At 36.2% G+C, this 25,476-nt stretch carries 27 protein-coding genes; 17 read left to right on the top strand and 10 right to left on the bottom strand.

What is annotated here, in order from left to right; translation table 11 throughout:
* Positions 1 to 24 precede the first annotated feature (24 nt).
* From queF to CD31_RS12050, 5 genes are all read left to right on the top strand, one after another.
* Complete coding sequence (queF, locus tag CD31_RS12070) at positions 25 to 525, top strand: preQ(1) synthase (protein ID WP_036077904.1); 501 nt, start codon at positions 25 to 27, stop codon at positions 523 to 525.
* 104 nt (positions 526 to 629) lie between these two features.
* Complete coding sequence (queC, locus tag CD31_RS12065) at positions 630 to 1,289, top strand: 7-cyano-7-deazaguanine synthase QueC (RefSeq protein ID WP_036077903.1); 660 nt, start codon at positions 630 to 632, stop codon at positions 1,287 to 1,289.
* 3 nt (positions 1,290 to 1,292) lie between these two features.
* Entirely contained in the window at positions 1,293 to 1,763 is a 471-nt protein-coding gene (gene queD, locus CD31_RS12060) for a 6-carboxytetrahydropterin synthase QueD (protein ID WP_036077902.1), read from the top strand.
* A complete protein-coding gene (queE, locus tag CD31_RS12055) occupies positions 1,756 to 2,484 on the top strand; it encodes a 7-carboxy-7-deazaguanine synthase QueE (protein WP_036077901.1) in 729 nt (242 codons plus the stop codon). The genes queD and queE overlap by 8 nt, the downstream gene beginning before the upstream one ends.
* A gap of 46 nt (positions 2,485 to 2,530) precedes the next feature.
* A complete protein-coding gene (locus CD31_RS12050; RefSeq protein ID WP_016992281.1) occupies positions 2,531 to 3,070 on the top strand; it encodes a VUT family protein in 540 nt (179 codons plus the stop codon).
* Between the two features lie 115 nt (positions 3,071 to 3,185).
* Here the strand turns inward: CD31_RS12050 and CD31_RS12045 are convergent, their stop codons facing one another.
* Positions 3,186 to 4,376, bottom strand: a complete 1,191-nt coding sequence (locus CD31_RS12045; RefSeq protein WP_016992280.1) for an MFS transporter — start codon at positions 4,374 to 4,376, stop codon at positions 3,186 to 3,188.
* Positions 4,377 to 4,701: 325 nt separating this feature from the next.
* Complete coding sequence (locus CD31_RS12040; RefSeq protein ID WP_036077900.1) at positions 4,702 to 5,679, bottom strand: tRNA dihydrouridine synthase; 978 nt, start codon at positions 5,677 to 5,679, stop codon at positions 4,702 to 4,704.
* A gap of 172 nt (positions 5,680 to 5,851) precedes the next feature.
* On the opposite strand from CD31_RS12040, the gene CD31_RS12035 reads away from it, so the two are divergent.
* The 3 genes from CD31_RS12035 to CD31_RS12025 all read left to right on the top strand — a co-directional run bounded on the left by CD31_RS12035 (position 5,852) and on the right by CD31_RS12025 (position 9,738).
* Positions 5,852 to 6,862: a GNAT family N-acetyltransferase gene (locus CD31_RS12035; protein ID WP_036077899.1), complete on the top strand. Its 1,011-nt coding sequence runs from the start codon at positions 5,852 to 5,854 to the stop codon at positions 6,860 to 6,862.
* 130 nt (positions 6,863 to 6,992) lie between these two features.
* Positions 6,993 to 8,861, top strand: coding sequence for a leucine-rich repeat domain-containing protein (locus CD31_RS12030; protein WP_036077897.1), 1,869 nt, complete (start codon positions 6,993 to 6,995; stop codon positions 8,859 to 8,861).
* 202 nt (positions 8,862 to 9,063) lie between these two features.
* Positions 9,064 to 9,738, top strand: coding sequence for a peptidylprolyl isomerase (locus CD31_RS12025; RefSeq protein WP_016992275.1), 675 nt, complete (start codon positions 9,064 to 9,066; stop codon positions 9,736 to 9,738).
* A 68-nt stretch (positions 9,739 to 9,806) separates the two neighbouring features.
* Here the strand turns inward: CD31_RS12025 and CD31_RS12020 are convergent, their stop codons facing one another.
* Positions 9,807 to 10,139: a BRCT domain-containing protein gene (locus CD31_RS12020; protein WP_036077896.1), complete on the bottom strand. Its 333-nt coding sequence runs from the start codon at positions 10,137 to 10,139 to the stop codon at positions 9,807 to 9,809.
* Between the two features lie 111 nt (positions 10,140 to 10,250).
* Here CD31_RS12020 and CD31_RS12015 point away from each other — a divergent pair, with 111 nt between their 5' ends.
* Complete coding sequence (locus CD31_RS12015; RefSeq protein WP_036077894.1) at positions 10,251 to 11,789, top strand: histidine kinase N-terminal 7TM domain-containing diguanylate cyclase; 1,539 nt, start codon at positions 10,251 to 10,253, stop codon at positions 11,787 to 11,789.
* A gap of 53 nt (positions 11,790 to 11,842) precedes the next feature.
* On the opposite strand, the gene gnd is transcribed toward CD31_RS12015, so the two are convergent.
* From gnd to CD31_RS11995, 4 genes are read right to left on the bottom strand one after another with little or no spacing between them, the layout of a single operon-like run.
* Positions 11,843 to 13,243 carry a decarboxylating NADP(+)-dependent phosphogluconate dehydrogenase gene (gene gnd / locus CD31_RS12010; protein WP_036077890.1) on the bottom strand — a complete coding sequence of 467 codons (1,401 nt, stop codon included), beginning with the start codon at positions 13,241 to 13,243 and terminating at the stop codon, positions 11,843 to 11,845.
* Positions 13,244 to 13,267: 24 nt separating this feature from the next.
* Positions 13,268 to 14,614 (bottom strand): GntP family permease, encoded by a 1,347-nt coding sequence (locus CD31_RS12005; RefSeq protein ID WP_036077888.1) that lies wholly within the window; start codon positions 14,612 to 14,614, stop codon positions 13,268 to 13,270.
* Positions 14,615 to 14,629: 15 nt separating this feature from the next.
* A complete protein-coding gene (gntK, locus tag CD31_RS12000) occupies positions 14,630 to 16,171 on the bottom strand; it encodes a gluconokinase (RefSeq protein ID WP_036077886.1) in 1,542 nt (513 codons plus the stop codon).
* Complete coding sequence (locus tag CD31_RS11995) at positions 16,164 to 16,895, bottom strand: GntR family transcriptional regulator (protein WP_036077885.1); 732 nt, start codon at positions 16,893 to 16,895, stop codon at positions 16,164 to 16,166. The genes gntK and CD31_RS11995 overlap by 8 nt, the downstream gene beginning before the upstream one ends.
* Positions 16,896 to 17,131: 236 nt before the next feature.
* Between CD31_RS11995 and CD31_RS11990 the strand changes: the two genes are divergently transcribed.
* The gene (locus tag CD31_RS11990; RefSeq protein ID WP_036077883.1) at positions 17,132 to 17,338 is read left to right on the top strand and encodes a hypothetical protein; all 207 of its coding nucleotides are present in this window, start codon (positions 17,132 to 17,134) and stop codon (positions 17,336 to 17,338) included.
* 188 nt (positions 17,339 to 17,526) lie between these two features.
* Positions 17,527 to 17,802 carry a hypothetical protein gene (locus tag CD31_RS11985; protein WP_016992268.1) on the top strand — a complete coding sequence of 92 codons (276 nt, stop codon included), beginning with the start codon at positions 17,527 to 17,529 and terminating at the stop codon, positions 17,800 to 17,802.
* A gap of 59 nt (positions 17,803 to 17,861) precedes the next feature.
* Here the strand turns inward: CD31_RS11985 and CD31_RS11980 are convergent, their stop codons facing one another.
* A complete protein-coding gene (locus CD31_RS11980) occupies positions 17,862 to 18,353 on the bottom strand; it encodes a hypothetical protein (protein ID WP_036077881.1) in 492 nt (163 codons plus the stop codon).
* A 155-nt stretch (positions 18,354 to 18,508) separates the two neighbouring features.
* On the opposite strand from CD31_RS11980, the gene CD31_RS11975 reads away from it, so the two are divergent.
* The 6 genes from CD31_RS11975 (at position 18,509) to CD31_RS11950 (ending at position 24,328) form a co-directional block, all read left to right on the top strand.
* Positions 18,509 to 18,658: a hypothetical protein gene (locus tag CD31_RS11975; RefSeq protein WP_231595739.1), complete on the top strand. Its 150-nt coding sequence runs from the start codon at positions 18,509 to 18,511 to the stop codon at positions 18,656 to 18,658.
* Positions 18,659 to 18,781: 123 nt separating this feature from the next.
* Positions 18,782 to 19,339, top strand: coding sequence for an RNA polymerase sigma factor (locus CD31_RS11970; protein WP_036077879.1), 558 nt, complete (start codon positions 18,782 to 18,784; stop codon positions 19,337 to 19,339).
* Entirely contained in the window at positions 19,336 to 20,271 is a 936-nt protein-coding gene (locus CD31_RS11965) for a hypothetical protein (RefSeq protein WP_036077876.1), read from the top strand. The genes CD31_RS11970 and CD31_RS11965 overlap by 4 nt, the downstream gene beginning before the upstream one ends.
* 92 nt (positions 20,272 to 20,363) lie before the next feature.
* Positions 20,364 to 21,131: a nucleotidyltransferase domain-containing protein gene (locus tag CD31_RS11960; protein ID WP_036077874.1), complete on the top strand. Its 768-nt coding sequence runs from the start codon at positions 20,364 to 20,366 to the stop codon at positions 21,129 to 21,131.
* Positions 21,132 to 21,520: 389 nt separating this feature from the next.
* Positions 21,521 to 23,002 carry a malate:quinone oxidoreductase gene (locus tag CD31_RS11955; protein WP_036077872.1) on the top strand — a complete coding sequence of 494 codons (1,482 nt, stop codon included), beginning with the start codon at positions 21,521 to 21,523 and terminating at the stop codon, positions 23,000 to 23,002.
* A gap of 246 nt (positions 23,003 to 23,248) precedes the next feature.
* Positions 23,249 to 24,328 (top strand): ankyrin repeat domain-containing protein, encoded by a 1,080-nt coding sequence (locus tag CD31_RS11950; protein ID WP_036077870.1) that lies wholly within the window; start codon positions 23,249 to 23,251, stop codon positions 24,326 to 24,328.
* Positions 24,329 to 24,443: 115 nt separating this feature from the next.
* On the opposite strand, the gene CD31_RS11945 is transcribed toward CD31_RS11950, so the two are convergent.
* Positions 24,444 to 24,725, bottom strand: a complete 282-nt coding sequence (locus CD31_RS11945) for a hypothetical protein (RefSeq protein WP_036077868.1) — start codon at positions 24,723 to 24,725, stop codon at positions 24,444 to 24,446.
* Positions 24,722 to 25,381, bottom strand: a complete 660-nt coding sequence (locus CD31_RS11940; protein ID WP_036077866.1) for a hypothetical protein — start codon at positions 25,379 to 25,381, stop codon at positions 24,722 to 24,724. Before CD31_RS11940 ends, CD31_RS11945 begins: the two co-directional genes overlap by 4 nt.
* Positions 25,382 to 25,476: the final 95 nt, after the last annotated feature.

Raw genomic sequence — 25,476 nt, 5'->3', positions numbered from 1 at the left:
ACATTTTACAAGGAGGTTTTTTTTATGTCTGGCAGAAGTCATGAAGAAGGATTAAAGGATTTGACCCTATTAGGTAATCAAGGTACAAAGTATTCCTATGATTATGCACCTGAGGTATTAGAGGCAGTGGATAATCTTCATGCTAATCGAGATTATTTTGTTAAGTTTAATTGCCCAGAGTTTACTAGTTTATGTCCGCTTACAAATCAGCCGGATTTTGCTACGATGTACATTTCGTATATTCCAGATAAAAAAATTGTTGAAAGTAAATCACTAAAGTTGTATTTATTCAGTTTTAGAAATCATGGCGATTTCCATGAAGATTGCGTAAATATCATTATGAATGATTTAATTACACTACTTGATCCAAGATATATAGAGGTGTGGGGAAAATTTACTCCACGTGGGGGTATCTCGATTGATCCATGGTGTAACTATGGGAAGCCAGGAACGAAATACGAAGAAATCGCCAATTATCGTTTAATGAACCACGATCTTAATCCAGAAAAAATTGATAATCGATAAATGAAGCAAGAAAGAGGTTTTTAGCTACCCTCTTAAAAAAACTAAGAAGAAAGCAGCACTTTTTCTTAGAGTGCTGTTTTTTCGATATAAGGGAGTCTTTATAGATGAAAAAGGAAAAAGCAATTGTAGTATTTAGTGGAGGTCAGGACAGCACAACTTGTTTGTTCTGGGCAAAAGAACGCTTTGAAGAGATTGAGGCAGTAACTTTCGATTATGGTCAAAGGCACCGTCTTGAAATTGACTGTGCGAAGGCGATAACAGAGGAGCTTGGTATCAAGCATCACATACTTGATATGTCTCTCCTGAATCAACTTGCTCCAAATGCATTGACACGACAAGACATAAAGGTGAAGGACGGAGAAAATGGTGAGCTCCCATCGACTTTTGTGCCTGGTCGCAATCTCCTTTTTCTTTCATTTGCGGGCGTTTTAGCGAGCCAAGTAGGAGCGAAGCATATTGTAACAGGTGTTTGTGAAACTGATTTTAGTGGCTATCCGGATTGCCGTGATGTCTTTATTAAATCCTTGAATGTAACATTAAATTTATCGATGGATGATTCCTTTGTGATTGATACTCCGTTGATGTGGCTGAATAAGGCACAGACATGGGAATTAGCTGATCAGCTTGGGGCACTTGAGTTTGTACGAGAAAGAACGTTGACTTGCTATAACGGTGTCATAGCAGATGGCTGTGGTGAATGCCCAGCATGTAAATTGCGAAATAAAGGGCTTGATGAGTATTTAAGTTATAGGAAGGAGTCTTAAGACATGTCAGATTTTAAAATCGTTGAGAGACTTCAGAAAATGGATGTGGATATTCAAAGAAATCAATTGAAATACCATGCAAAGCGTGTCCTCATCAGCAAAGAATTTACCTTCGATGCTGCTCATCATCTGCACCATTATGAGGGGAAATGTAAAAATCTGCACGGTCATACCTATCGAGTTATATTAGGGCTGAGTGGCTACACAGATGAACGTGGTTTGATAATTGATTTTGGCGATATAAAAGAAATATGGAAACGAAAAATAGAGATTCATTTAGATCACCGTTATTTAAATGAAACACTTCCGCCCATGAATACGACAGCAGAGAACATTGTTGTGTGGATATACGAAAAGTTAACTGAGGCCTTGCTTGATGAAGGATATAACGGTGCGCGTGTAGAGTTTATTAAACTTTATGAAACTCCGACAAGCTATGCAGAAGCGAGACGGGAGTGGATGGAAGTTGAGTAAAATACCTGTAATTGAAATCTTTGGACCAACAATTCAAGGTGAGGGAATGGTCGTTGGCCAGAAGACAATGTTTGTGAGAACCGCAGGCTGTGATTACTCCTGTTCTTGGTGTGATTCAGCGTTTACGTGGGATGGCAGTGGAAAGCATCTTATTGTCCAAATGACAGCGGAAGAGATTTGGGCTGAGCTCAAGCAGCTGGGAGGCAATGGTTTTTCATTTGTTACGATTTCAGGCGGCAATCCTGCACTCAATCCGAATTTAGCAGAGCTCATTGCCATATTAAAAGAAAATGGCATAAAAATCGGGGTAGAAACACAGGGGAGTAGGTGGCAAAAATGGATGTATGAGATTGATGAACTGACGATTTCACCAAAGCCACCTAGTTCTGGGATGACCACAGACTACTCGGTGCTCTCTTATATCTTCGAAAAACTTAAAGATCGAAACAACAATCACCATGTATCCCTCAAAATAGTCGTTTTTAATCAAGAGGATTACGATTATGCTAAACAAATTCACCATCGATATCCCATGATTCCTTTTTATCTTCAAGTTGGTAATGATGATCTCGCGACAACTGATAATTCACAATTAATGATGCATTTATTAGATAAATATCATGCGCTGATTGATAGAGTAATGAAGGATGAGGATTTAAGAGATGTTAAAGTACTGCCACAGTTACATGCCTTCGTTTGGGGAAATAAAAGAGGTGTATAGTGAGCCGCTGCAAAAATGTCTTTAAATTTACTTGAGGAGTAAAAGTATGAGAATTTTATTTTATTTATTATCTATTGTCATCGCTAATGTAGTAACGGCAGCATTTGCACCATTACATTTTGGCATGTTTATTGTCCCAATGGGAACGCTTTTAATTGGAGCAACCTTTATTTTTCGGGATCTAGTACAAAATAAATATGGTAGAAAAAAGACGTATTTATTTATTATTACAGCTTTAATTTTATCAGCTGTGGTGTCATTCCTACTGGGTGATACACTTTTGATTGTGGTAGCCTCAGCACTATCATTTGTTGTCGCTGAAACAGCTGATACAGAAATCTATACTCGATTAAAATTACCAATGGCTTGGCGTGTGTTCTACAGTGGCATTGTTGGAGGATTTCTAGATTCTGCAATTTTTGTCGTAATCGGCCTAAGTCCACTTGGTGCCAATATATTGCCATGGGAAGCGGTACCTGCCGCCATTATAGGGCAAATTATTGTGAAGACGATTATTCAAATGGTTGGTGCAATCATTTTAAATAAAGTAGGACCAATGAAAGAAAAACATCTTATTTCAGGATAATTCTTTGAAATAGCCTTCCTTATTATGAAGATAAGTATCAAAAGTAAAAACAGGCCCATTCGCATTATGCGCATGGGTCTGTTTAATTTATATTTTTACTAAAGTACCTATTGTTTTATGCCATTTTCTTTTGTTTATGGTCTAGATGATAACTAAAGAAAGTTAGCAGACTTGCACAGATGGCAACTATACCACCGACCCATGTGACATTCATCAAATTTCCTTGATGATACACAATTCCGCCTAATGCAGACCCAAAAGCGATGCCTACGTTACTTGCCACTGGCATAAGAGAAGCTGCGAGTCCTTTAGCTTCTGGTTTATAAATTTCGGCCAAATCTATTAAATAAAGCTGAGTAGATGTTGTTAAGAGGATGGCCATTAGTGACATTAATCCAATGTTTGCTAGTCCTAAAATAAAATGATTTGTCGTCCAAAATAAAGTTGTCAGTACAATTGCTTGGACGAGAAAAACAAACCGAAGTCGACCAATGGCATTGTGACTGGCGATTTTATTGGCAAGAATGTTGCTGAAAATCGAAAGAAACCCGTAACCGAATAAGATTAGACTTATAGAACTATTTGGTGCACCCATCCCCTTTAAAATAGGAACAAGGTACGTAAAGACTGCATAGGTTGCACCAAACCCGAGAGCAGGAATGAAAAAGGCAATTAAAATTCGTGGCTGGATTAGTAAAGAAAATTGATCGCGTATGGAGCTTCGTACTTGGCTGAGCCGAGTAGGTAAGACAAAAAAAGATGCCGCAAACGCCAACCCTCCGAGAAGAGTGGTTAACATGAATGTGGCATTCCAGCCGTACCATTCGGCGATAACTATTCCAATGGGAACGCCAACTACATTTGCCAGTGTAAAACCACCGAAAACGAATGATATCGCAAGACCGCGTTTGTTAGTCGGCATGGTTTCGCTCGCAACAATCATGGCTAGAGAGATCAATACGCCTGTCACAATCGCTGTCATAACCCGAAGGACAAGGAGCATAATATAGCTCGTTGAAATTACGCACAGAGCATTTAATGCAATGAAGAAACCTATCAAAAACAGCATCCATTTACGCTTTGGAAAATGGCTTGTTGCTGACATCACGAGTGGTGTGGCGATGGCAAATGTAAGAGCGAACGCAGAAACAAGTGTACCTGCTTTTGCATTAGTCATATGAAGGCTTGAAGAAATATCAGTTAAGATCCCGACAATAACAAATTCGCTTGTCCCAAGAACAAATGTTAATAATGCAAGTGTTAAGATAAGTAACCAATGTCGCTTGGATAACTGTGTATGATGCATAAATACCTCTTTCTTAGATGAATGTAACTGTGTTACTTAGTAGACACAATTTAAATATCATAGCATAAAATGTTTTTATGAGAAATTAGATTGGTTTTCCTTATATGCTGTCAGTATTTGTTTCCAAAGATTCCCCTTCAGAAGGATTTTGTAAATAGTACCCGAATTTTCTATTGATATATTTCGTTAACGGCATTTCTTTTAACATGGGATCTTCTAATACGGTAGAAGTTCTAATGGGTAAAGGCCCAATAAATGATTTCAAGTAAAAGGGAGATTGGCGATAGCCAGTCTCCTCTTTTATGTCGCAACTTATATTAATGGTTTACTCCGTTAGTTTGTCGGCAATATACGTAGTTAATAATTCACGGACTTCATCTGTAGAATTTGCGTTCAGTAATTGAACTCTCAATTGACTAGCTCCTTTGAAGCCACGTACATATATTTTAAAGAAACGTTGTAATGCTTTAAATGAACGTGTTTCGAATTCCTTGGAATAGTGGTCATGCAGATCCAGGTGTAGGTATAGCAAGTTAAGATATTCTTTGGCGCTATGCTCTATAGGATCCTTTTCAAAGGCAAATGGATTTGAAAACACGCCGCGTCCAATCATTACACCATCAATACCATATTGTTCAACTAGTTGTAGACCTGTTAAACGATCAGGAATATCACCGTTGATTGTCAGTAATGTTTGGGGAGCAATTTCATCACGTAGTTTTTTGATATCTGCAATTAATTCCCAATGTGCAGCAACCTTACTCATTTCTTCCCGTGTACGGAGATGAATAGAAAGATTGGCGATATCCTGTTTTAAAATATGGGTAAGCCACTCACGCCATTCTGCTATATCCGTAAAGCCGAGTCTTGTTTTGACACTAACTGGTAAGCCTCCTGCTTTGGCTGCTTGAATAATATCTGCGGCTAGTTCAGGATGGAGAATTAAGCCAGCGCCTTTACCTCTTTCTGCTACATTATCAACTGGGCAGCCCATATTAATATCAATTCCCTTAAAGCCTAATTCCTTCATACCAATACTCATTTGACGAAAATGTTCAGGGTTGTCCCCCCAAATATGTGCAACAATGGGCTGCTCATCTTCTGTGAAAGCTAAGCGGCTACGTACATTATCTAAGCCATCTGGATGACAATAGCTCGTCGTGTTGGTGAATTCAGTAAAAAATACATCGGGTCGCCCTGCCTCCTGAATGACATGACGAAATACAACATCTGTCACATCCTCCATAGGAGCTAAAATGAAAAACGGCCTTGGTAAATCAAGCCAGAAATTATTTTGATTCATTGATAAATACCCTCTCTTTCCAAAATACTATCTTGCAAAAAGATATCATATTTACTTTATTTCTACATAGTTAATTGGCTTAGCTTAAGGATGGAAATTTCCAACAAAATCCTGTCTTATCCATAATGATAGAATAGGTAATATAAAGTGAAAATTTAGGGGGAGAGTTGAAATGGGAAAATGTGAGTATAAAACAATCAGTATGAATGATATACCCGCAATGGCTAAGTTACTCATTAATAGACAGAGCTTCGAAGGGGAGGTATATCCATTTTTAAACAACAACTATCTTAATACTGAACATATAACGAATATGCTTGAAAATTTATTTGTTCATAATAATGTCAATGGGGTGGGGGCATTTATTAAAGATGACCTAGTAGGGTATATAATCGGAGTCGTTAAGATTGACACGGTAAGAGGCAGACATATATGGGTACCCTATGAGGGAATGGCAATCAGAAAGGATCAATCCTCTGAGCTTATAAGGAATCTCTATACAGAGGTTTCAGTGGCGTGGCTAGAGCAGGGGTGCTTTATGCATTACACGATAATCCCACTTGGAAATCAGGCTTATTATGATGCCTACCTACGATTAAGCTTTTCTATACAGCAAGTACATGGCGTAATGAACATAGGGGATTACAAACCATTTGAAAATGTATGTAATGCAGAGATTAGGGTTGCTAATAAAATGGATAGTGAAATGATGGGGAAAATGTCTAGGATCATTCAATCGTATCAAAATGCCGCACCTACATTTGAGCCCGTATTCCCTGAAGTTGTCATGAGCATAAAAGCCTCATATAAAAGTATAGTAGAGGATAATGATGATACATGTCTCGTTGCAATAAAGGATGGGCAAGAATTAGGATTTCAAAAATATTACCCTATACATTCAGATTTGATGACACCTGAGCATGCAATAGAGCTAACGATTGCAGGTACTTACTCTTCTCAAATGGGAAGAGGTGTGGGAAAAGAGCTGATGAATGAAGGCTGTAGAAGGATGAAAGAGGCGGGCTATGAGAATATCATTACAGATTGGAGAATAACGAATCTTGCTGCATCGACTTTTTGGCCTAAGTGCGGTTTTAAGCCAGTAGCCTATAGAATGGTTAGATACATTAACAGTGATATAGCATGGGCAAACTTTAATAACCCGAGTATAGAGTTATTGTAAATTTAGTTAAGTATTTATCTGGCTAGGCACTTCAAATATAGTTTTAGATTGCTTACCTATACTTCGTAAATATTGACATTTATTTTTTAGACAACTAAGCTTAATGGAAAATAGTGCTGGGGGGCTGCCAGTGGAATTTATTAAATTAAATTGTCCAAATTGTAATGGGAAAATTGAATATAAAGAAGAGCAAACATTCAAATGTCCTTTTTGTGATACTGAAATCATGTTGAAAGAGAATAAAGTTTATTATGTAGATCAAACGATTAATAATTATTATGGAACAGCTTCTCCTAATACAATATCCCGTTCAAAAACAAATTTAAAGCTGCTCCTTCTGATACCCATTGTCATGATGTGTGTATTCCTTGGGTATTTCCTTTTAAGTAGTAATCAAACAGAGGATGGAAACCGTGAAGAGCTATCTGTTCGGATAATGCCTGAAAGTGAAGTTCTTCTGTTCTTTTTAAAAGATATTTTTGATAAAGGTGGGGCGATGCCAACAAAAGAAGAGATTGCAAGTATTCGATATTTGGCTGCCTACTATTCTGACAATCAATGGTATTTTGATTATAGCTTAGAAGATCCTTTTACAAATAAGGAAGCTAAAATTTCAACTTATATCATTATGGATAAGTTATTAAATACGCAAGAAATTGAACAAAAGGACTTTGAGGCCTTTACTGGATTAACGGTTTTAAAGCTCATGAATGATTATGAAATATCACAAAGTGAAAAAGTAAGCTTTCACCATCTTGAAAACTTAAAAAGTTATACAGGTAGCTTTAATGAATCATTTAGTAAAATCGCAGGATATTTTAGTGATAAGTCAAATGTTAAAGAGCTCTCTATCCAAATTAGAAGTAATGATGAACTTGCTTTATTATTAGAGTTCCCCAATCTTCAATCGCTTGAACTATCTTATGTGGCTGAAGAGGTGACAGATTTCCAGATTCTAAATAAATTATCGCTGAAATCACTGTCCTTAAAATCGATCAATGATTTAAAGTGGCTGTCTACATTCACTGATTTAGAGTCGTTAGCAATAGACATTAGTGAAGCTACAGATTTTAGCCCACTATACGCATTGACTCAATTACAAGAATTAAAACTTACTTCAGTAAGAAATTTAAAAACGCTTGATTTTATACAAAACATGCCTAAACTACAATCTTTAGATCTTGAAAACATGAATATAATCAATTTAGATAGACTTAGAAATATGTCATCTTTAACAAAGCTACGTTTAGCTTCTCCTGGTCAAGTGGAGTTGTTGGATATGGTAAACAGTCTAACATCATTGACGGAGTTATCGTTAACTGGTTATCATGGTGATATTTCATCGATTGTAGCGCCCCATTTGAAAAAAGCAGAGCTGAAGAGCTCATTTTTACCAAAGCTAGAGGCACCGGCTTTAAGAGATTTGACGGTTTCTATAAGTGGATCGGATTCGCAATTGAATGGTGCAGAACTACTGAAATACCCACAGCTAGAACAGCTTACAGTCATGGAGTATGGAATTCTTACAGGTATTCGTTCATTAAATGACCTACCTCATTTGCAAACAATCAATTTAAATGAGACCCTCTTTTATGAAACCAATGACTTATTCAATTTGCAGCATGTAAAAATGTTAAACTGTAATGAATGTAATTTTCAGGTGAATAGCAAGCCATTTACGAACAACGTGCTGGAGCATTTAACTTTAAATGATATTTCCATTCAAATTGGTAATGGGGAATGGGTGCAAGAAGTAGATAAGATCATGCCTTACTTTGCTGGCTTTACAAATTTACGTTCATTCACTTTACAAGATAGCTCACTACAATCGTTAAATTTCTTGGGAAATTGGCAACAAATAGAGGTGCTCCATTTAGAAAATAATGCCATTTCGAATGTGGAACCCTTAGTGAATTTGCCTAACTTAAAAAAACTATATATTTTAGGGAATCAAGTACAAAATCAATCTGTTCTAGACAAGGCGGTTATGATTTATTGAGATCCTGTGAATTAATAAAACAACTAAATTCCAATGTATAGTCGGTCAGGGAATATTTTGATTTTGCAGCATACGACTTAATATAATAGAAATAAAAAGTAGAGACGATGACATGAATATCCTGTCATTGTCTCTCTTGGATTTGTCCTAAAGATTGGATAGTTTTATAATGAAATGCATAACAAGAGGAGCTGAAAAGGATATGTTTGCACGTAACAAAGGTATGTATTTTATGCTATCACTGCTAGCCATTATGGTTGTTTTGACAGGCTGTGGTACAGCAAAGGATAGTGAGAAAACAGAGAGTAACACGACTAAGGAAACGCAAGAAGCAGTGGATTACGCGTCAAAAGTGAAGGAAAATCCAATTGTGACGATTACGATGAGCAATGATGAAAAAATAGTTATTGAATTGGAGCCTACTGTAGCACCGAATACAGTAGCCAACTTTATTGCTTTGGCGAAAGATGGATTTTACGATGGTCTTATTTTCCACCGTGTTATTCCTGATTTTATGATTCAGGGTGGAGATCCTAAGGGGAACGGTACTGGAGGGCCTGATTATTCAATTGATGGTGAGTTTTCTTCAAATGGATTTGAAAATAATATGAAGCATGAACGTGGTGTTATTTCGATGGCTCGTTCAGATGATCCAAACTCAGCAGGCTCACAATTTTTCATTATGGTAAAGGAAGCATCACATCTTGATGGGGAATATGCTGCTTTTGGCAAGGTAATCGAGGGAATGGAAACAGTTGATGCCATTGTTGGAGCAGAGCGAGATGCTACAAATAAACCACTAGAAGATCAGCAAATGAAAAAGGTAGAGGTGGATACAAAGGGCTTTGATTATCCAGCACCTAAGGTCAATAAATAGTTCATGTGTTAAACACATGAATATTGTTTTAAAAGAGTATGTAAGAAGGACAACCTTACATACTCTTTTTACTTGTCCATTTCCTTTGGTATTGAAATAAGCCATAAAAAATCATCTTCTATTAATATTTGAATATCTTGTCCCTGGTTAATTAGCTGCTCAGCTTTATACTGCTTGGCGCTTATACCGCGACGTTTATCACCAAGAACGACGAAATCCGTTTGCTGTGTAACAGCTCCCTGTAAATACCCTCCATAGGCTTTTACTTGTTTGGCGGCTTCGGATCGTGTCATGGTAGAAAGGGCGCCTGTAAATACAATTTGTTTGTTATAAAAGGGGTGGGTTCGATTTTCTGCTGGATCGGAAAAGAAAATGATTTCTGAGTTATCCTTATTGATCATATTCGTTACTCCTTTAAATTCACTTTTTGATGCAATTTAATCAATAAATAAATCCACAAAATTTTATATGTATGCTACATTAAAATTAAAAATTTAAAGAGGTACATAGACATGAATTCACAATTGACTGCTTTCATTACTCTTAGCTGTACATCAGGTGTACTAAATTTGTATTTATGTTTATACGTATTTCTAAAACGCTACAATTATACAAAAATTGCTCAATTGTTTATTAGTTATACCGGACTAATTGCGGTATATTGTTTTGCCGCTGCTTTTGGTTTAATTGCTACAACATTGAGCGCTATCAAGGTTTGGACAGCCATCCTTTATGTAGGTATGGCTTTTTCAACGCCTCTCGGATTATTGTTTATCATGCAATACTTGGGCTTTCATCTCACAAGGAAAAAGATAATGGCTCTTCTTGCCATTCCTTTTATTAGCTTAATCATGGTTGCTACAAATGATATACACCATTTTCATTATAGAGTATTTGAAATAGATCCTGTATTAGGGGCACCCTATGTGCATCAGGAAATTGGCATATGGTATATCATTCATGGCATATTTACGTTTGGCTGTATGTTCGTATCTTTTTTATTAGTATTAATCCATTGGAAAGAGACTACTAAGGCCTATCGGCAACAATTGATTGCCTTAATGTGTGGTCAACTTATTCCAATGATAACGGCATTCATCTATTTATTGGGCTTAACACCTCAAGGGGTTGATCCTGTTCCCATGGTATTATGGGCTTCGTCATTTTTGTATTTATGGTCTATTAATTCCTCACGGTTATTTAGGGTGATGCCTGTTGCCAAGGATGCAATATTTCATAGTATCAAGGATGGGGTTATTGTGTTAGATGAATCTGCCCGATTAATAGAATTTAACCAAGCCTGCAGCAAGGTGCTTCCTCAGCTAACCAGATCCATGATTGGTAGGGATATTAGGAAAGCATGGCTTGAAGTAACTGGGCAAACGATGCCATTTACATTAGAAGCAGCGATGAATACACAAGACATCGAGATTGTGCTTTCGCATCATACTTATCAAGTGCGCGTTACAGAGCTGCAACATGTTAATCATGGTAAGGGGCTATTACTTATTTTTACTGATATAACAGAGTTAAAGGAGCTACAAAGACAGTTAGAGCAACTGGCCTTTTATGATGAGCTTACACAAATTTATAATCGTCGAGCTTTTTTTCAACAATGTAATCAGGCTTACAGCGAGGCAAGAGAATCATCATCAGCTTTTACTGTCATTTTAATGGACATCGATCATTTTAAAACCGTCAATGATACGTATGGGCATGCTATCGGCGATCAATTACTAGTTCATGTCGTCAAGGTTTGTCAGAGTGTATTGAAAAAAGGAGAACTGTTTGCCCGATATGGCGGTGAGGAATTTGTTCTCGCACTCAAGGGCTATACATTAATAGAGGGGCAAGCCTTAGCTGATTTGCTTTGTAATAGCGTAGAATCCCAGCCACTTATGACGGCTGAGGGAGCAATTCGAGCTACCATTAGCTGTGGTGTAGCTGAAGGTACACAAGAGACACTGTATCAGCTTTTAAATAATGCGGATAAAGCACTGTATGCGGCAAAACAAGCAGGACGTAATCGAGTACATGCTTATCTAGAATAAAAAAGCTAAAATATACAATCATTGAGGGAATGATGTATATTTTAGCTTTTTACTTACCAATTTGTATGGAAAACACCTTCTGCATCAACTCGTTCATACGTATGTGCACCGAAATAATCGCGTTGTGCCTGTAACATATTTGCATTAGATGAACCTGTTCGATAACTATCGTAATATGTGAGAGAAGCACTTAAGCATGGGAACGCATTTCCTGCTTGGATGCCTTCACAAACTATTTTTCTTAAGCCATTTTGATAGTCCTTCGTCTTTTCTGCAAAGTATGGATCAATTAATAAATTATCTAGTGAAGGTTGCTTTTGATAGGCTTCACTAATAACATTTAAAAATTCCGCTCGAATAATACAACCACTACGGAAAATTAATGCAATATCTTTTAATGGTAAATGCCATTTATAAAGCTCAGATGTCATTTTATATTGTGTAAATCCTTGCGCATAAGCACAGATTTTCCCCATATATAGGGCTTGGCGAACGTATTCAATCCAGACATCCTTCTCTAGATTTTGCTGATTGTAATTTGGTCCAGTTAGTATTGCCTCTGCTCTAATTCGTTCTTCTTTTAATGATGAAATATAACGAGCGAATAAAGCCTCCGTAATAATTGATGTAGGAATACCACTATCTATCGATTGTAGGCTTGTCCATTTCCCAGTCCCTTTTTGACCAGCTTTATCTAGAATCATATCAATTAATGGTAACCCTGTTACCTCATCTTTTTTCCTTAAAATTTCAGCTGTTATTTCAATTAAATAGCTTTTCAATTCGCCTCGATTCCATGTTTCAAAAATAGTAGCAATTTCATCAACGGATAACCCTATATTTTTTCTTAAAAACGTATAGGCTTCCGCAATGAGTTGCATATCCGCATACTCGATTCCATTGTGGACCATTTTGACGAAGTGACCTGCACCCTTAGGACCTATATACGTACAGCATGGTGTATCCTTCACTTGTGCTGCAATCTTTGTCAGTATAGGTGCAACTTTGTCATAGACCTCTTGATCGCCACCAGGCATGATAGATGGCCCTGTCAATGCTCCTACTTCACCACCGGAAATCCCAATTCCTAAATATCCGATTCCTGAAGCTTTAAGTTCATCATATCTACGTTCTGTATCTTTATAGTGAGAATTACCGCCATCCATAATGACATCACCCTTTTCAAGGAAGGGCACTACTGATTGAATAACTGAATCTATGGCATTACCAGCTGTCACCATCAAAAAGATCTTTCTTGGTTTTTCTAAAGCTTGTACAAACTCTTCTATTTCATAGTAGGGAGTAAGCGCTTGTCCTTCGACTTTTTGTAGAAGTTTGTCGGTTAAATCTCGTGTGTAATTATAAACAGCTACATGCTCGCCCTTATTAGCCATGTTTAAAGCGATATTGCTTCCCATAACGCCTAATCCGATAACGCCAATTGTATTTAACATTGTGCTTGCTCCTTTTTAACTTTTTTAAACAAATAAACTTAGTAATAAAATAAATCCTAAACCAGCTACAGATACAATTGTTTCTAGCAAGGTCCATGTAGCAAATGTTTCCTTCATGCTTAATCCAAAATACTCCTTAAACATCCAGAAACCAGCATCATTGACATGTGAAGCAATTAAGCTTCCTGCACCTGTTGCCAGTACGACTAAAGCAAGATTCACATCACTCTGACCTAACATTGGGATGACTAGCCCAGCTGTTGTTAAAGCAGCAACTGTAGCTGACCCTAATGAAATACGTAAGATAGCGGCAATAATCCATGCTAGTAAAATTGGCGATAAGGTAGTTCCATGGAAGAGTTCAGCTACATAATCACCGACACCACCATCGATTAAAACTTGTTTGAAGGCGCCACCGCCCCCAATAATTAAGAGCATCATACCAATATGTGAGATTGCTGTCGTACATGATTCCATTACTTGCTTAATAGGGATTTTCCTTGCGATTCCCATTGTATAGACGGCAACTAATAGGGAAATTAACATGGATGTACCAGCTTCACCGATGAAGCGGATACCTGCTAAGAAGCCATTATCATCAAAGCCAATTGTTTTTTGCAACAGTGTAATAATAGTAGCAATGGACATTAAAATAACGGGTAATAGTGCAGTGAAAACACTTATTCCAAAACTTGGTGTGTCCTCTAGTTCAAATGTTTTTTGTTCACCTAGAGAGGCAATGTTTCCAGTTTTGTTGAATGATTCAGGCACTAATTTTTTCGCTACTTTTGTAAATAAAGGCCCTGCTAAAATAACAGTTGGAATGGCGATGATAAAGCCATAAAGCAGCACCTCACCAATATTTGCCCCAAATTCACCAGCGATAACGGTTGGTCCTGGGTGTGGTGGCAAAAATCCATGTGTGACAGATAATGCTGCGGTCATTGGAATTCCTAAATATAAAATAGAAACCTTTAATTGTCTTGAAATAGCGAAGACAATTGGAATTAATAGCACAAGACCTACTTCAAAGAAAAGGGCGATACCGATAATAAAGGATGCTGCTACAACTGCCCATTGAATGTTCTTTTCTCCAAATTTATTCACAAGGGTCATGGCAATACGCTGTGCACCCCCAGAATCGGCAATTAATTTTCCTAGCATCGCACCAAGGCCAAATATTAATGCCAAGTGGCCTAATGTTCCGCCTAACCCTGCTTCAATCGTTTTTACGATGACATCTAAAGGCATCCCAAGAGCTAATGCCACACCGAATGAAACAATAATTAATGAAATAAACGTATTTAATTTAAAGCCCATTATTAAAATTAACAGCGCAATAATACCAATACCTACAATAACTAATGGCATGTATTCTCCTCCTCTTTAGTCGGGCTTAATTAAGCTCCTTTGATACTGAGCAATTGACGCATAGTCGTCTGCTAATACTCTAGATAAACGAATGAAAATTGGGAGCAGCTGTCTATATTCTTTGGCCGCCTCTTCAATTGGCGTATGTTTATAAGTGTCACCAACCATTTCAGCGACCACGTCAAAGGAATCGATTTTTCCCATAGCATATAAGCCTAAAATACAAGCGCCAAGACAGGAGCTTTCATAGCTTTCAGGAACTACCACTTCGGATTCAAAAATATCCGCCATCATTTGTCTCCAAATCTCAGAGCGTGAAAAACCACCTGTTGCTTGAATACGAGTGACGGGGCTTTCCATGCATTCCAATAATGCTAAATAGACCGTATATAAATTGTAGATAACCCCTTCCAGTGCCGCTCGTATCATATGTTCTTTTTTATGAGACATGGTTAAACCAAAAAATGAACCGCGCACATCTGGATTCCATAAAGGTGCACGTTCACCTGATAAATAAGGATGGAATAGCAGTCCATCAGCACCCGGTCTTACACGTTCCGCAATTTTGGTCAATACTTCATATGGATCAATCCCTAGTCTCTTGGCTGTTTCAATTTCGGATGACGCAAATTCATCTCGAATCCAGCGAAGCACCAAACCGCCATTGTTTACGGGTCCACCAATAACCCAATGATTCTCTGTTAAGGCATAGCAGAAAATTCTACCTTTCACATCAGTTTTAGGCTTATCAATAATAGTGCGAATAGCTCCGCTTGTCCCAATAGTGACAGCAATTTCACCTTCACGAATGGCGTTCACACCTAGATTAGAGAGCACACCATCACTTGCACCAATGACAAAAGGTGTGTGTGGGTCAATACCAATTTGTTTAGCTAAAAGGTCATTACAATTCAAAAATAGTTGAGTTGTTGGTACGAGTGTTGATAATTGTGCTTTTGTAATACCTGCAACAGCTAAAGCTTCTTCGTCCCAATCTAATGTGTGGAGATTCATCATACCCATACACGAAGCTAATGAATAATCGACGACATATTGATCAAAAAACTTTTTAAAGATGTATTCTTTAATACCGATATATTTCTTTGTTTTGCGGGCGATTTCAGGATGTTCATGCACAAGCCAAGTAATTTTGCTTAGTGGTGACATTGGATGAATAGGTGTACCTGTTCTTTTATAAATTTCATGACCATTCCAGTCATCTTTAATTTTATGTGCCCATGCTTCACTACGATTATCAGCCCATGTAATAACGGGTGTTAACGGTAGATCATTTTCGTCTATGGCGATTACACTATGCATAGCACTACTAAAGGACACAAATAATAATGATTTATCTGAATGGACTTTCATAATGTTAGAAATGGCTTGCAGTACAGCTTGAAAGATTTCTTCTGGATTTTGTTCTGCTGTCGAAATATCCGGTGTATATAATGGATACCCGATATTTTCTTGTTGAATAACCTTCCCATGTTCACTAAATAACACTGCTTTTGTGCTAGTAGTCCCTATATCAACACCTAACATATAGTTAGTCATTTTGTGGCTCAACCCCTTTAGATAGCATTTGCTGTGACCGCCATAAATCTTCTACTTTGCCTTGAACATCATCAAAATTTTCATGAAGGGATTTAATCATGAGCTCTCGGTCTTTTGCTCTAATAGCATCAATATATAGTTCGTGATTTTTCACAATGCGAGTAAAATCCTCATATTTTTCTTTGAAGCGCATACGCATAGATAGCAAAATCAAGCCTTCCATTACTGGCTTTAAATTATTCCAAATCATGGTGATATAGGAATGCCCAATAGAGCGAATAATAGTCTCGTGGAACATAACATCCTGATAGGAAAATTCATCCGCATCATTGTATTTAATGGCAACTTTCATCATTTCTAACGTTTTGCTAAGCTCCAGTGCTAAGTTCGTTGTATCCATTTTAATCAGACGTTCAAATACGAATGTTTCAATTAGCAAACGTACATCATAAATTTCCTCTATTTCTTTTTCTGATAAACCGATGACAACAGCACCCATTTTTTCTAATCGAATGATATTTTCAGAAGCTAAAATTCTTAAGGCTTCACGAATGGGTGAACGACTTACTTCAAAATCAGCTGCTAGTTTGTTTTCTGAAAGAATGGTACCGCTTTCAATTAAACCTGAAATAATACGCATTCTAAGTTCATATGCTACGCGATCACCTGTTGAAGCCTTAGAAAGCCACTTTTGTGGATATAAATAATCATTATATTCGCTCATACTATCACCTTTTTTATTTGGAGTATACTTGTATACAAGTATTATAGTCAGAAAGAAAATAAGATTGCAAGCGACTTACTAACAATCAAAAATTGAAAAAGCCTCAACTTTATACTTAGCTAAATAAAATAATTAATGCACATTCTTTTTTCCTCCTTGGACAAACTTTAGAATGAAAAGTTTATAAAACATATACAAGGTTTTAAAGCTTTTCAAATAATCGATGAAGGATGGTTATGTCAAATATGAATACAAATCGTAACAAATCAATTGATACGAAAAGTGCAAATAAAACAAATCAACAGCGTCAGACACTTCATCGTGAGGAGTTTGGTACTGAATTTGAGCTTGATTCATCTTCAGCACAAATCAATAACTTTGCTGAAACACAAGGAAAAACAGATATCAAGCAACCAGTCAGTGAGAGGACTGCATGGCACTAATTTATATTTGACAACTATTCATTACATTGAGAGGAGGACTAAGGCATGAGCCTTAGTTCTTTGAATATAGCCTGGGAAATATTGTGTTTAGCAACTTCACGTTATTTTCTTCCATACATATTTTCAAAGCATTTCTTAATACTACATCTAGAACAATGAAAACTTTTTTATGAAGGGAGATATATACATTGGCTAAGCACTCCGATACAAGTTGGAAGCAGGACCATCCTAGCACATTGTTTAGTAACTCTGTGCAAAAGGCGGATCGACTATTAAAGCATGCAAAGTCACATCCAGAGGAAATAGCAATAGAACATGCATTTAATCAGATTAAGCATGCTGAAAATGCACGTTTCAATGCAGAACAATATGGTGAACATTTGGATACTGTTCAGCAAAATAAAGAAAATCTAGAGCAAATTAAACAACAATTACATGAAATGAAAAATGATATGAATAAATAATAACAGTCAACAACGGCTTAAATTCACGTAGTGAGGCTTAAGCCGTTGTTTTGATTAAATTAACACCAAACAATGATTTCATAGGGAGTGGTTTGAGCAGGAATACTCCTAGTGGTAGGACCATAAACAACAATGAGGTTTCGATTGGCAGGACTATTGGAAAAAGGCTGCCCATTTTTAAGTGAGATAATCGTAGTAGGAGAAAGGTTTAATTGTAATTGTCCATCACTACTCAGTAATTGTTGATTAAAGAAATCTACCTTTACATTTTGATAATTGCTTTCTTTGACAATAATTAAAGCACGATATTGTGGCGGGTAAATCATTGGAACAGGCGCATCTCCATCATAATATCCTGTTACCCATTCACCAGTTGTTACAATTTCACGATTAACAAAATAGGTGGAGGGAGAAATAATAAAATTGACGACCCCTCCAGCACCATCTTCTAAGGTCATCATTTTATAACAACCGTTCTTATCTCCGTTTTGCCCAACAGGAAAATCACTGATTTGAGTAATGATACCTCGGAAAGATTTAAAATTGACCATAGCCATTCCCTTCTTACATATTTCTCGTTTTTAGCGTATCATTTTAATTTATGTAGCATTGTAAAATAAGGTGACAGACAATTAATAGGATGCTATTTGATAGCAATCAACTTATACTTAACATGCTTACTATTATGTCAGAGGAGTGGCAGCTATTGAATTGGATTTCTAAAAATAAGAAAATCTTTCTATTGTTAATTTTCGTTGTTATTGTCGTCGCTGGTATACTGGATATTAAATATGAAGGATTATTCTTTCAGCTATTACCTACATCAATACAAACATTTTTATCTAATTTATTTTGAAATGTAAAGAACCGTACCTAAAGAGTGCGGTTTTTTCATTAGCAGAATTTTTGCCACAACATGCAACCAATTGTTTGGATTATCTACTTTATAAGTAAGAGTACATAAAAGGAGAAAATGCAAATGGACGATGAAAAAATAGTTGCTTTCTATATACAACGCTCACAACAGGCTATTTTGGAAACAAGGAAAAAATATGGAGCATACTGTAGAGTAATAGCAAGAAGAATCTTGACAAATTTGAGGGATGTTGAAGAATGTGAAAATGATGCCTACCTAGCTGCATGGAACACAATCCCTCCACAAATACCAAGAAAACTATCTATTTTTTTAGGGAGAATCATACGAAATATTGCACTTGATAAGCATAGCTATAATACAGCCCAAAAAAGAAATAATGAGTTTGAGGTCATTCTCACAGAGCTGGAAGAATGTCTAGCTTCTTCTCATACGGTAGAAACATCCTATGAAGCGGGTGAACTTGCTCAATACATTAGCCAATTTTTATATACCTTAGATGAACAATCTAGAAATATATTTATTCAGCGATATTGGTACTCCTATTCAATAAAAGATATTTCCTTACACTTTCAAATGAGTAGTAGTAAAGTAAAGTCGAATTTATTTAGGACACGTAATAAACTAAGATTTTATTTGAAAAGCGAGGGGTTATATATATGAAAAAAGAGGAGTTGTATCGTGAAATTGGCTTAATAGAGGAAGAATTAATTGAAGCAGCCAACTATGGAGAAAAGAAAAAAAGTTTTTCTAAAAAATGGCTCGCTGTGGTAATAGGTATGATGATCGTAAGCTCAATTTCTACTGCCACAATAGCAGCAGCTTACTATAAACATCAAAATAATGAGCTTTATATTCGTTATTTATCAACAGAGGATATGGAATTAATGCCAGCTACACAATATGATGCAAATAAATTTCTAAAAGCTCTAGATAGTGACAAAGAGGAGTATATCTATATTGCCATAAATAGACTAGTAGAGAGCTATAATGATGAAAAGTTGAGAAATAAGGCGTTAAAGGCTATTCAGCCATTTATACAAAGTGATAACGAAAAAATTGCAAATGCGGCTATTTTTGCAGTAGATATTTTATCAGGGAGCTTTGAAAGTCAGGATGTATATAAATTAGCAGATGGGAGCGTCTTCTTTACTTTATTCAATAATTATTCTGATTACGGCAGTCAAAATGTTCTTTGGCGGATAAAAGACGATGTGCTAGAGGCATATTCTAGCTTCTCCAGTCCATCAATGTATATAAAAGAAATTATCCCTTCACCTGATCATAAATTAATTGCTATTGTTACGAATTCTAATAAAAGTGAATTTGTTGAAGTCATCAATGTGGAAGAGCGAATGGTAAGCCCAGAGTTAGTAGAATCTTCAAGGGTTAAATATGGTGCTGAGCAAGGGATGGATACTTGGATTCGAACAGATCATGAAAACTATAGCTATGTGGATCATCTTAGATGGAAGGGTGATGCTACAATAGAATTTGAAGCTAGTCTCTCCTATGATGATACGGCGATTATTAAAAATGTAGTAGTAACTTATGAAGTTAGCCAAAAGAAATTAACTGTTAAAGAAATTAAATAAGAAGTAGATAAAAACAGAAAACGTATTAAAGGTTTTCTGTTTTTTCAATAGTATTGTAGAAATAAATCAATTAAAAAGGGAGTGAATGATCAATGGCAAAATGGAAAATAGCCTTAGAAATATTCCTGAAAGAATGGCAAGATAAAGAGGAAGTTGTAGGAGCACTCGTATGTGGGAGCTATATTACTGGAAATCCTTCCAAGCGCTCTGATATCGATGTCCATATTATTTTGGCGGATAATGTGGGGTGGAGGGAAAGAGGGAATCGTGTTATTGATGGTTTTTTAATTGAATACTTTGCAAATCCACCAAGTCAAATTCGTGGGTATTTCCAAGATGATTTTAAAAAAAGAAGAACCATGTCGATGGTCCAATTTAAAACAGGTAGAATTATATTTGATTATACTGGAATAGTAAAAGATTTAAAATTTGAAGCAGGGGAATGGCTAAAAGAAAAATATAACACAATGAATAAAACGGTCTTAGAATTAAAAAAATATGAATTATGGGATGCACTAGATAATTTAAAGGATTGTTATGAGCATGATAGAATGGACTTTTCCTTTACCTACCATAACTCATTAGCCAATTTATTTTTGGCATACTGTCAGTTTTTAAATCTAGAAACGATACCCTTTTATCAAATCTATGCCTATCTTGAAGATCCAATTTACTTACAAAAATATAGTAAGTCAGCATTTCCAGATGAGGACTTTAGAGAAATTTTTATGAGAGCAATGCGAGAGGATAATGCTGAAAAGATGATGGCGTTATATGAAGCAGTAGTGGAGTATGTGTTCATACAAATGGGCGGTTTTCATATAGATGGCTGGCATATAAAATCCCCAATCGATAGTTAATCTTTGGGGAAAGGAAAGTTAGTTCAAATACAAGACGAGCTTCATATTTGTATGTTATTATACAGATATAATAATAAAAAGAACCTATTTTTTATGAAAATGTCAACCATTTTTAGGCCGATTATTCCAATAAGCTTAAATAATTCAAATTTTATCTAGAACAAAAAGTCATTTTTTTGCTTGAATTATGATTGGAAAGGCTCGAAAAAAGCTGATAACTCTCATATAAATAGTTGATATTTTATTCTTGAACTAATTGTGATAAACTGCAATAAGGTAATAATTGATACAGAAATGGTGTGCTCCGAGGTTGCTCCATGGCTACAGTACTTCTAAAGCGGGAGTGCTTACATCCTTTCTGCAAATCTTAATATATAAGGAAGGTAAAAATGAGTAACAGACAAATTAAATCAGATGTTATCTTAATTGGTGCCGGAATCATGAGTGCAACTTTGGGAACATTACTCAAAGAATTAGCACCAGATTGGAAAATTACAGTGTTTGAAAAGCTTGAAAAAGCAGGCGAAGAAAGTTCTCACGAATTAAACAATGCGGGAACTGGACATGCTGCATTATGTGAGCTGAACTACACATCAGAGAAAAAAGACGGATCAATCGATATCAAAAAAGCGATTAATGTTAATGAACAGTTCCATGTTTCAAGACAGTTTTGGTCGTATCTTGTAAACAATAAGCTGATCAATAATCCACAAGACTTCATTATGCCTTTACCACATATGAGTTTAGTACAGGGGAAAGAAAATGTTGAGTTTCTAAAGAAACGTCATGAAACGATGACAAAAAATCCTTTATTTGAAGGAATGGAATTTTCTAATGACCCTGAAACTCTAAAAAAATGGATTCCACTTATCATGGAAAATCGTCCTGCAGGTGAAGACATTGCTGCAACGAAAATTGACACTGGTACAGATGTTAACTTTGGTGCTTTAACACGTATGTTAATTGATCACTTAAAAGCAAAAGATGTAGATGTTAACTACAATCATAGTGTTGAAAGTTTAAAACAAGCTAGTGATGGTACATGGGAAGTACGCGTGCACGATTTAGACGGCTGTAAAATGGAATATCATTCAGCAAAATTTGTCTTCCTTGGAGCTGGTGGAGGAAGCCTAGAATTACTACAAAAATCTGGTATTCCTGAAGGGAAACATATTGGTGGATTCCCAATTAGTGGTCTATTCTTGCAATGTAATAATCCAGAAGTAGCTGAACAACATCATGCAAAAGTGTATGGAAAAGCAAAAGTTGGTGCTCCACCAATGTCAGTACCGCATCTTGATACACGTTATATTGATAATAAAAAATCACTACTATTTGGACCATTCGCAGGTTTCTCACCTAAGTTCTTAAAAACAGGCTCAAATATGGATTTATTTGCTTCTGTTAAACCGCATAATATCACAACTTTATTAGCTGCGGGCGTGAAAGAGATGGGCTTAACAAAGTATTTAATTCAACAGCTTATGCTTTCAAAAGAACAACGTATGGAAGAGTTACGTGAGTTCATTCCAAATGCAAAAAGTGATGATTGGGATATTATCGTAGCTGGTCAACGTGTACAAGTAATTAAAGATACAGAAGCTGGTGGTAAAGGAACACTTCAATTCGGTACAGAAGTTGTAAGTGCTTCTGATGGCTCGATTGCAGCTTTACTAGGAGCTTCACCAGGTGCATCTACGGCTGTACATGTTATGCTTGAGGTTCTTAATAAATGTTTCCCTCAACATATCAAGGAGTGGGAACCAAAAATTAAAGAAATGATTCCATCTTATGGTCTATCATTAGCAGAAAACCCTGAGCTTCTAAAAGAAATAAATGCAACAACAGATAAAGCACTTGGCTTAAAATAAAAATAAGTCATGGTAAGCGTTTAAGAAAGAGCTCTCAATCTATTCTGATTGAGAGCTCTTTTTAATTTGAATAAATTCTTTCCTGGGAAATTTTAAATCCAATTGCCTTCTTTTTAATAAAAGAACCAACAAATTTAATATAAATCTTGCCCTGTATTTTATAACACTATAGCTCTATGTACCATTGTTATATAAATGGTAGTTTTCTATACTTTGTATAAAAATAAGAAGGGAGTAAATCTATAGATGATTAAGCTACAAGGTATTGGAACATTTCCAGAACTACCAGAGCTTGCAATGTATATCTATACTGGTAATGTTAATGCTTTGCAGGCTGCAAGGGATAAAGGCTGGAATATTGAAGAAAAGATATGTTTAAGTCAGCATACATCATTAAGCCCGTTGGATTTAGCATTGATTACACAAAGATTTGATGTAGTAAAATTATTAGTTGAATATGGGGTCAATTTAAATGTGGAAAAAAATCCTGCGTTTTTAAGAGCTGTTCGATATTGTAATGAGGATATAGTACGTTACCTTGTTGAACAAGGAGCGAAATTAGATGGCTATAATCAAGTTGGATCTGGGGCCTATTCTCAGGCTTACTTTGGCAATAAAAAAAATATCCCTCTTATTCAAGAACTTGGGCTTGATATAAAGCAGCATGGAGGTGCTGTATTGCGTCAGGCTGTGTCGAATTTCGACATGAAAACAGTCACTTTTTTACTTGATCACGGAGTAGATATTAATTACCAAAAGCCTGATATGGTCTATCCCTATGGAGCAACTCCATTAACAGTTGCAGCACGAATGGGTAATATAGCTATGGGGAAGTATTTGATTGAACGAGGGGCAAACGTCACTTTAGCAGAAAAAGATGGTGAGAGAGCTTATACAATTGCAGTACGTATGAAAAATAGGGAACTAGCAAATTATTTAAAGGCTCTAGAACCTATAGAGCTTCATACTATTGAAAACAAAAAAGAGAGATTGAAAAAATACAAGTTATCAGAGGAATTGGTTAATTTTCTGACAGGAGATCGATTGCATCTAGAGCTTGCACCAAATGATTATGACATTCACTATATCGATTTTTTCCAACTAACCGATACAATTGAGATGAAGCTAGGTCATAGAAAGCTCCTCCTTCTTTCTGCAAATATCGACAATTACTCTGATTTGCATATAGCCTGGAACCCAAAAGGAGAGGGCCAAATAGGGTGCTATGATGTGGAGCATGAGGAGTATGCTAATTTATGTAGTTTTAAAGAATTTATTGCTAGACCTGAAATATACCTTATCCGTTTTCTTGAAGGAGAGCTTTAGTAAGCTACTGATAAAATGATGAATCAACTTATTAAATGAGCTTCCTGCTATTCAATTTAAAAGTCGATGAGAGTAAGCATATTCTATCCAGAAAATATGCTTACTTTTTATTGCTCTATTTACGAATAATTGACAAACAAAAAACAATAGAACGTTTAATATATGTGGCACAAAAGAACAACAGTAGTGCTACTAACAGGGCAAAGGGGATGCTAAACATAACAGGAAGGTCTACGCCATACCAAATACCCATTTTAATTTGATCGACTCCAAATGTTCGTAAAAAGCCAGCGAGTATGGATAAGCCAGCGCTTAAAAGTAATCCAACGTAAAGTACAGATAATACCACTAAAGCTAATGAGCAAAAAAAGGTCTTTAGCATTTTTAGAAGTATCATTCTTTTTCCCTCCGTATAATATGATGCACCTTTGAACTGGCAGCTATCGAATAATTATCCGTATAGTAAAGTGACCTGATCACACTATTTTCCCCAACATGGACAACTTCACCTTCCACAAACTCTGCATTTGTATTAGATAATTGTAGGTGTTTTCCACTTACAGTGTGACAACGTAATATTTTCTTAAATAACGGAAGAAGGGTTATTCTATCCTTTTCTATTACCACATTTTCAGCCCTTAACCTGTCAATTTTGCTCTCTCCCGATAACTTCAAATGAAAGTGATGAGCGGTTATTTCCACAGCCTTGACTATCCCAATGGCATCAAATTGCTCGCTCTGTAATTTCTCCTCAACCACTAGCTTTCCAGAACTATTGATTTTTTGGATAAAACCATTACGTATTTTAATATTCCCGGCATTTGTAAGTTCTCCGATCTGGCAATCATCCTTTAACTTACACGAGCCAGAGCTATTAAATATCTGTGCTGTAACTGGATAATAGAAGGAGCTATGACCATGAGTGGATACTTTTTTTAAGTGTAATTCTTGATGTAACGATACAACTCCTCGAATGTTTAATTGTTCATAATCAGCATCCAAATGTTTAATCGTGCCATTTGTTAGTGTAAGGGTTCGGTGTTTTTGAAACATAAAAGTCACCTCATTATAATTTAATTAATATATATTTTAATTATTAAAATATATATTAATTAAATTATATGTGACTTCTATTTGTCAAGAACAAA

The organism is Lysinibacillus boronitolerans JCM 21713 = 10a = NBRC 103108, from assembly GCF_000772935.1.
Taxonomy (GTDB): Bacteria; Bacillota; Bacilli; order Bacillales_A; family Planococcaceae; genus Lysinibacillus; species Lysinibacillus boronitolerans.
Note: the sequence above shows the minus strand (reverse complement) of the source record. Positions and strands in the feature narration are given on the sequence as shown.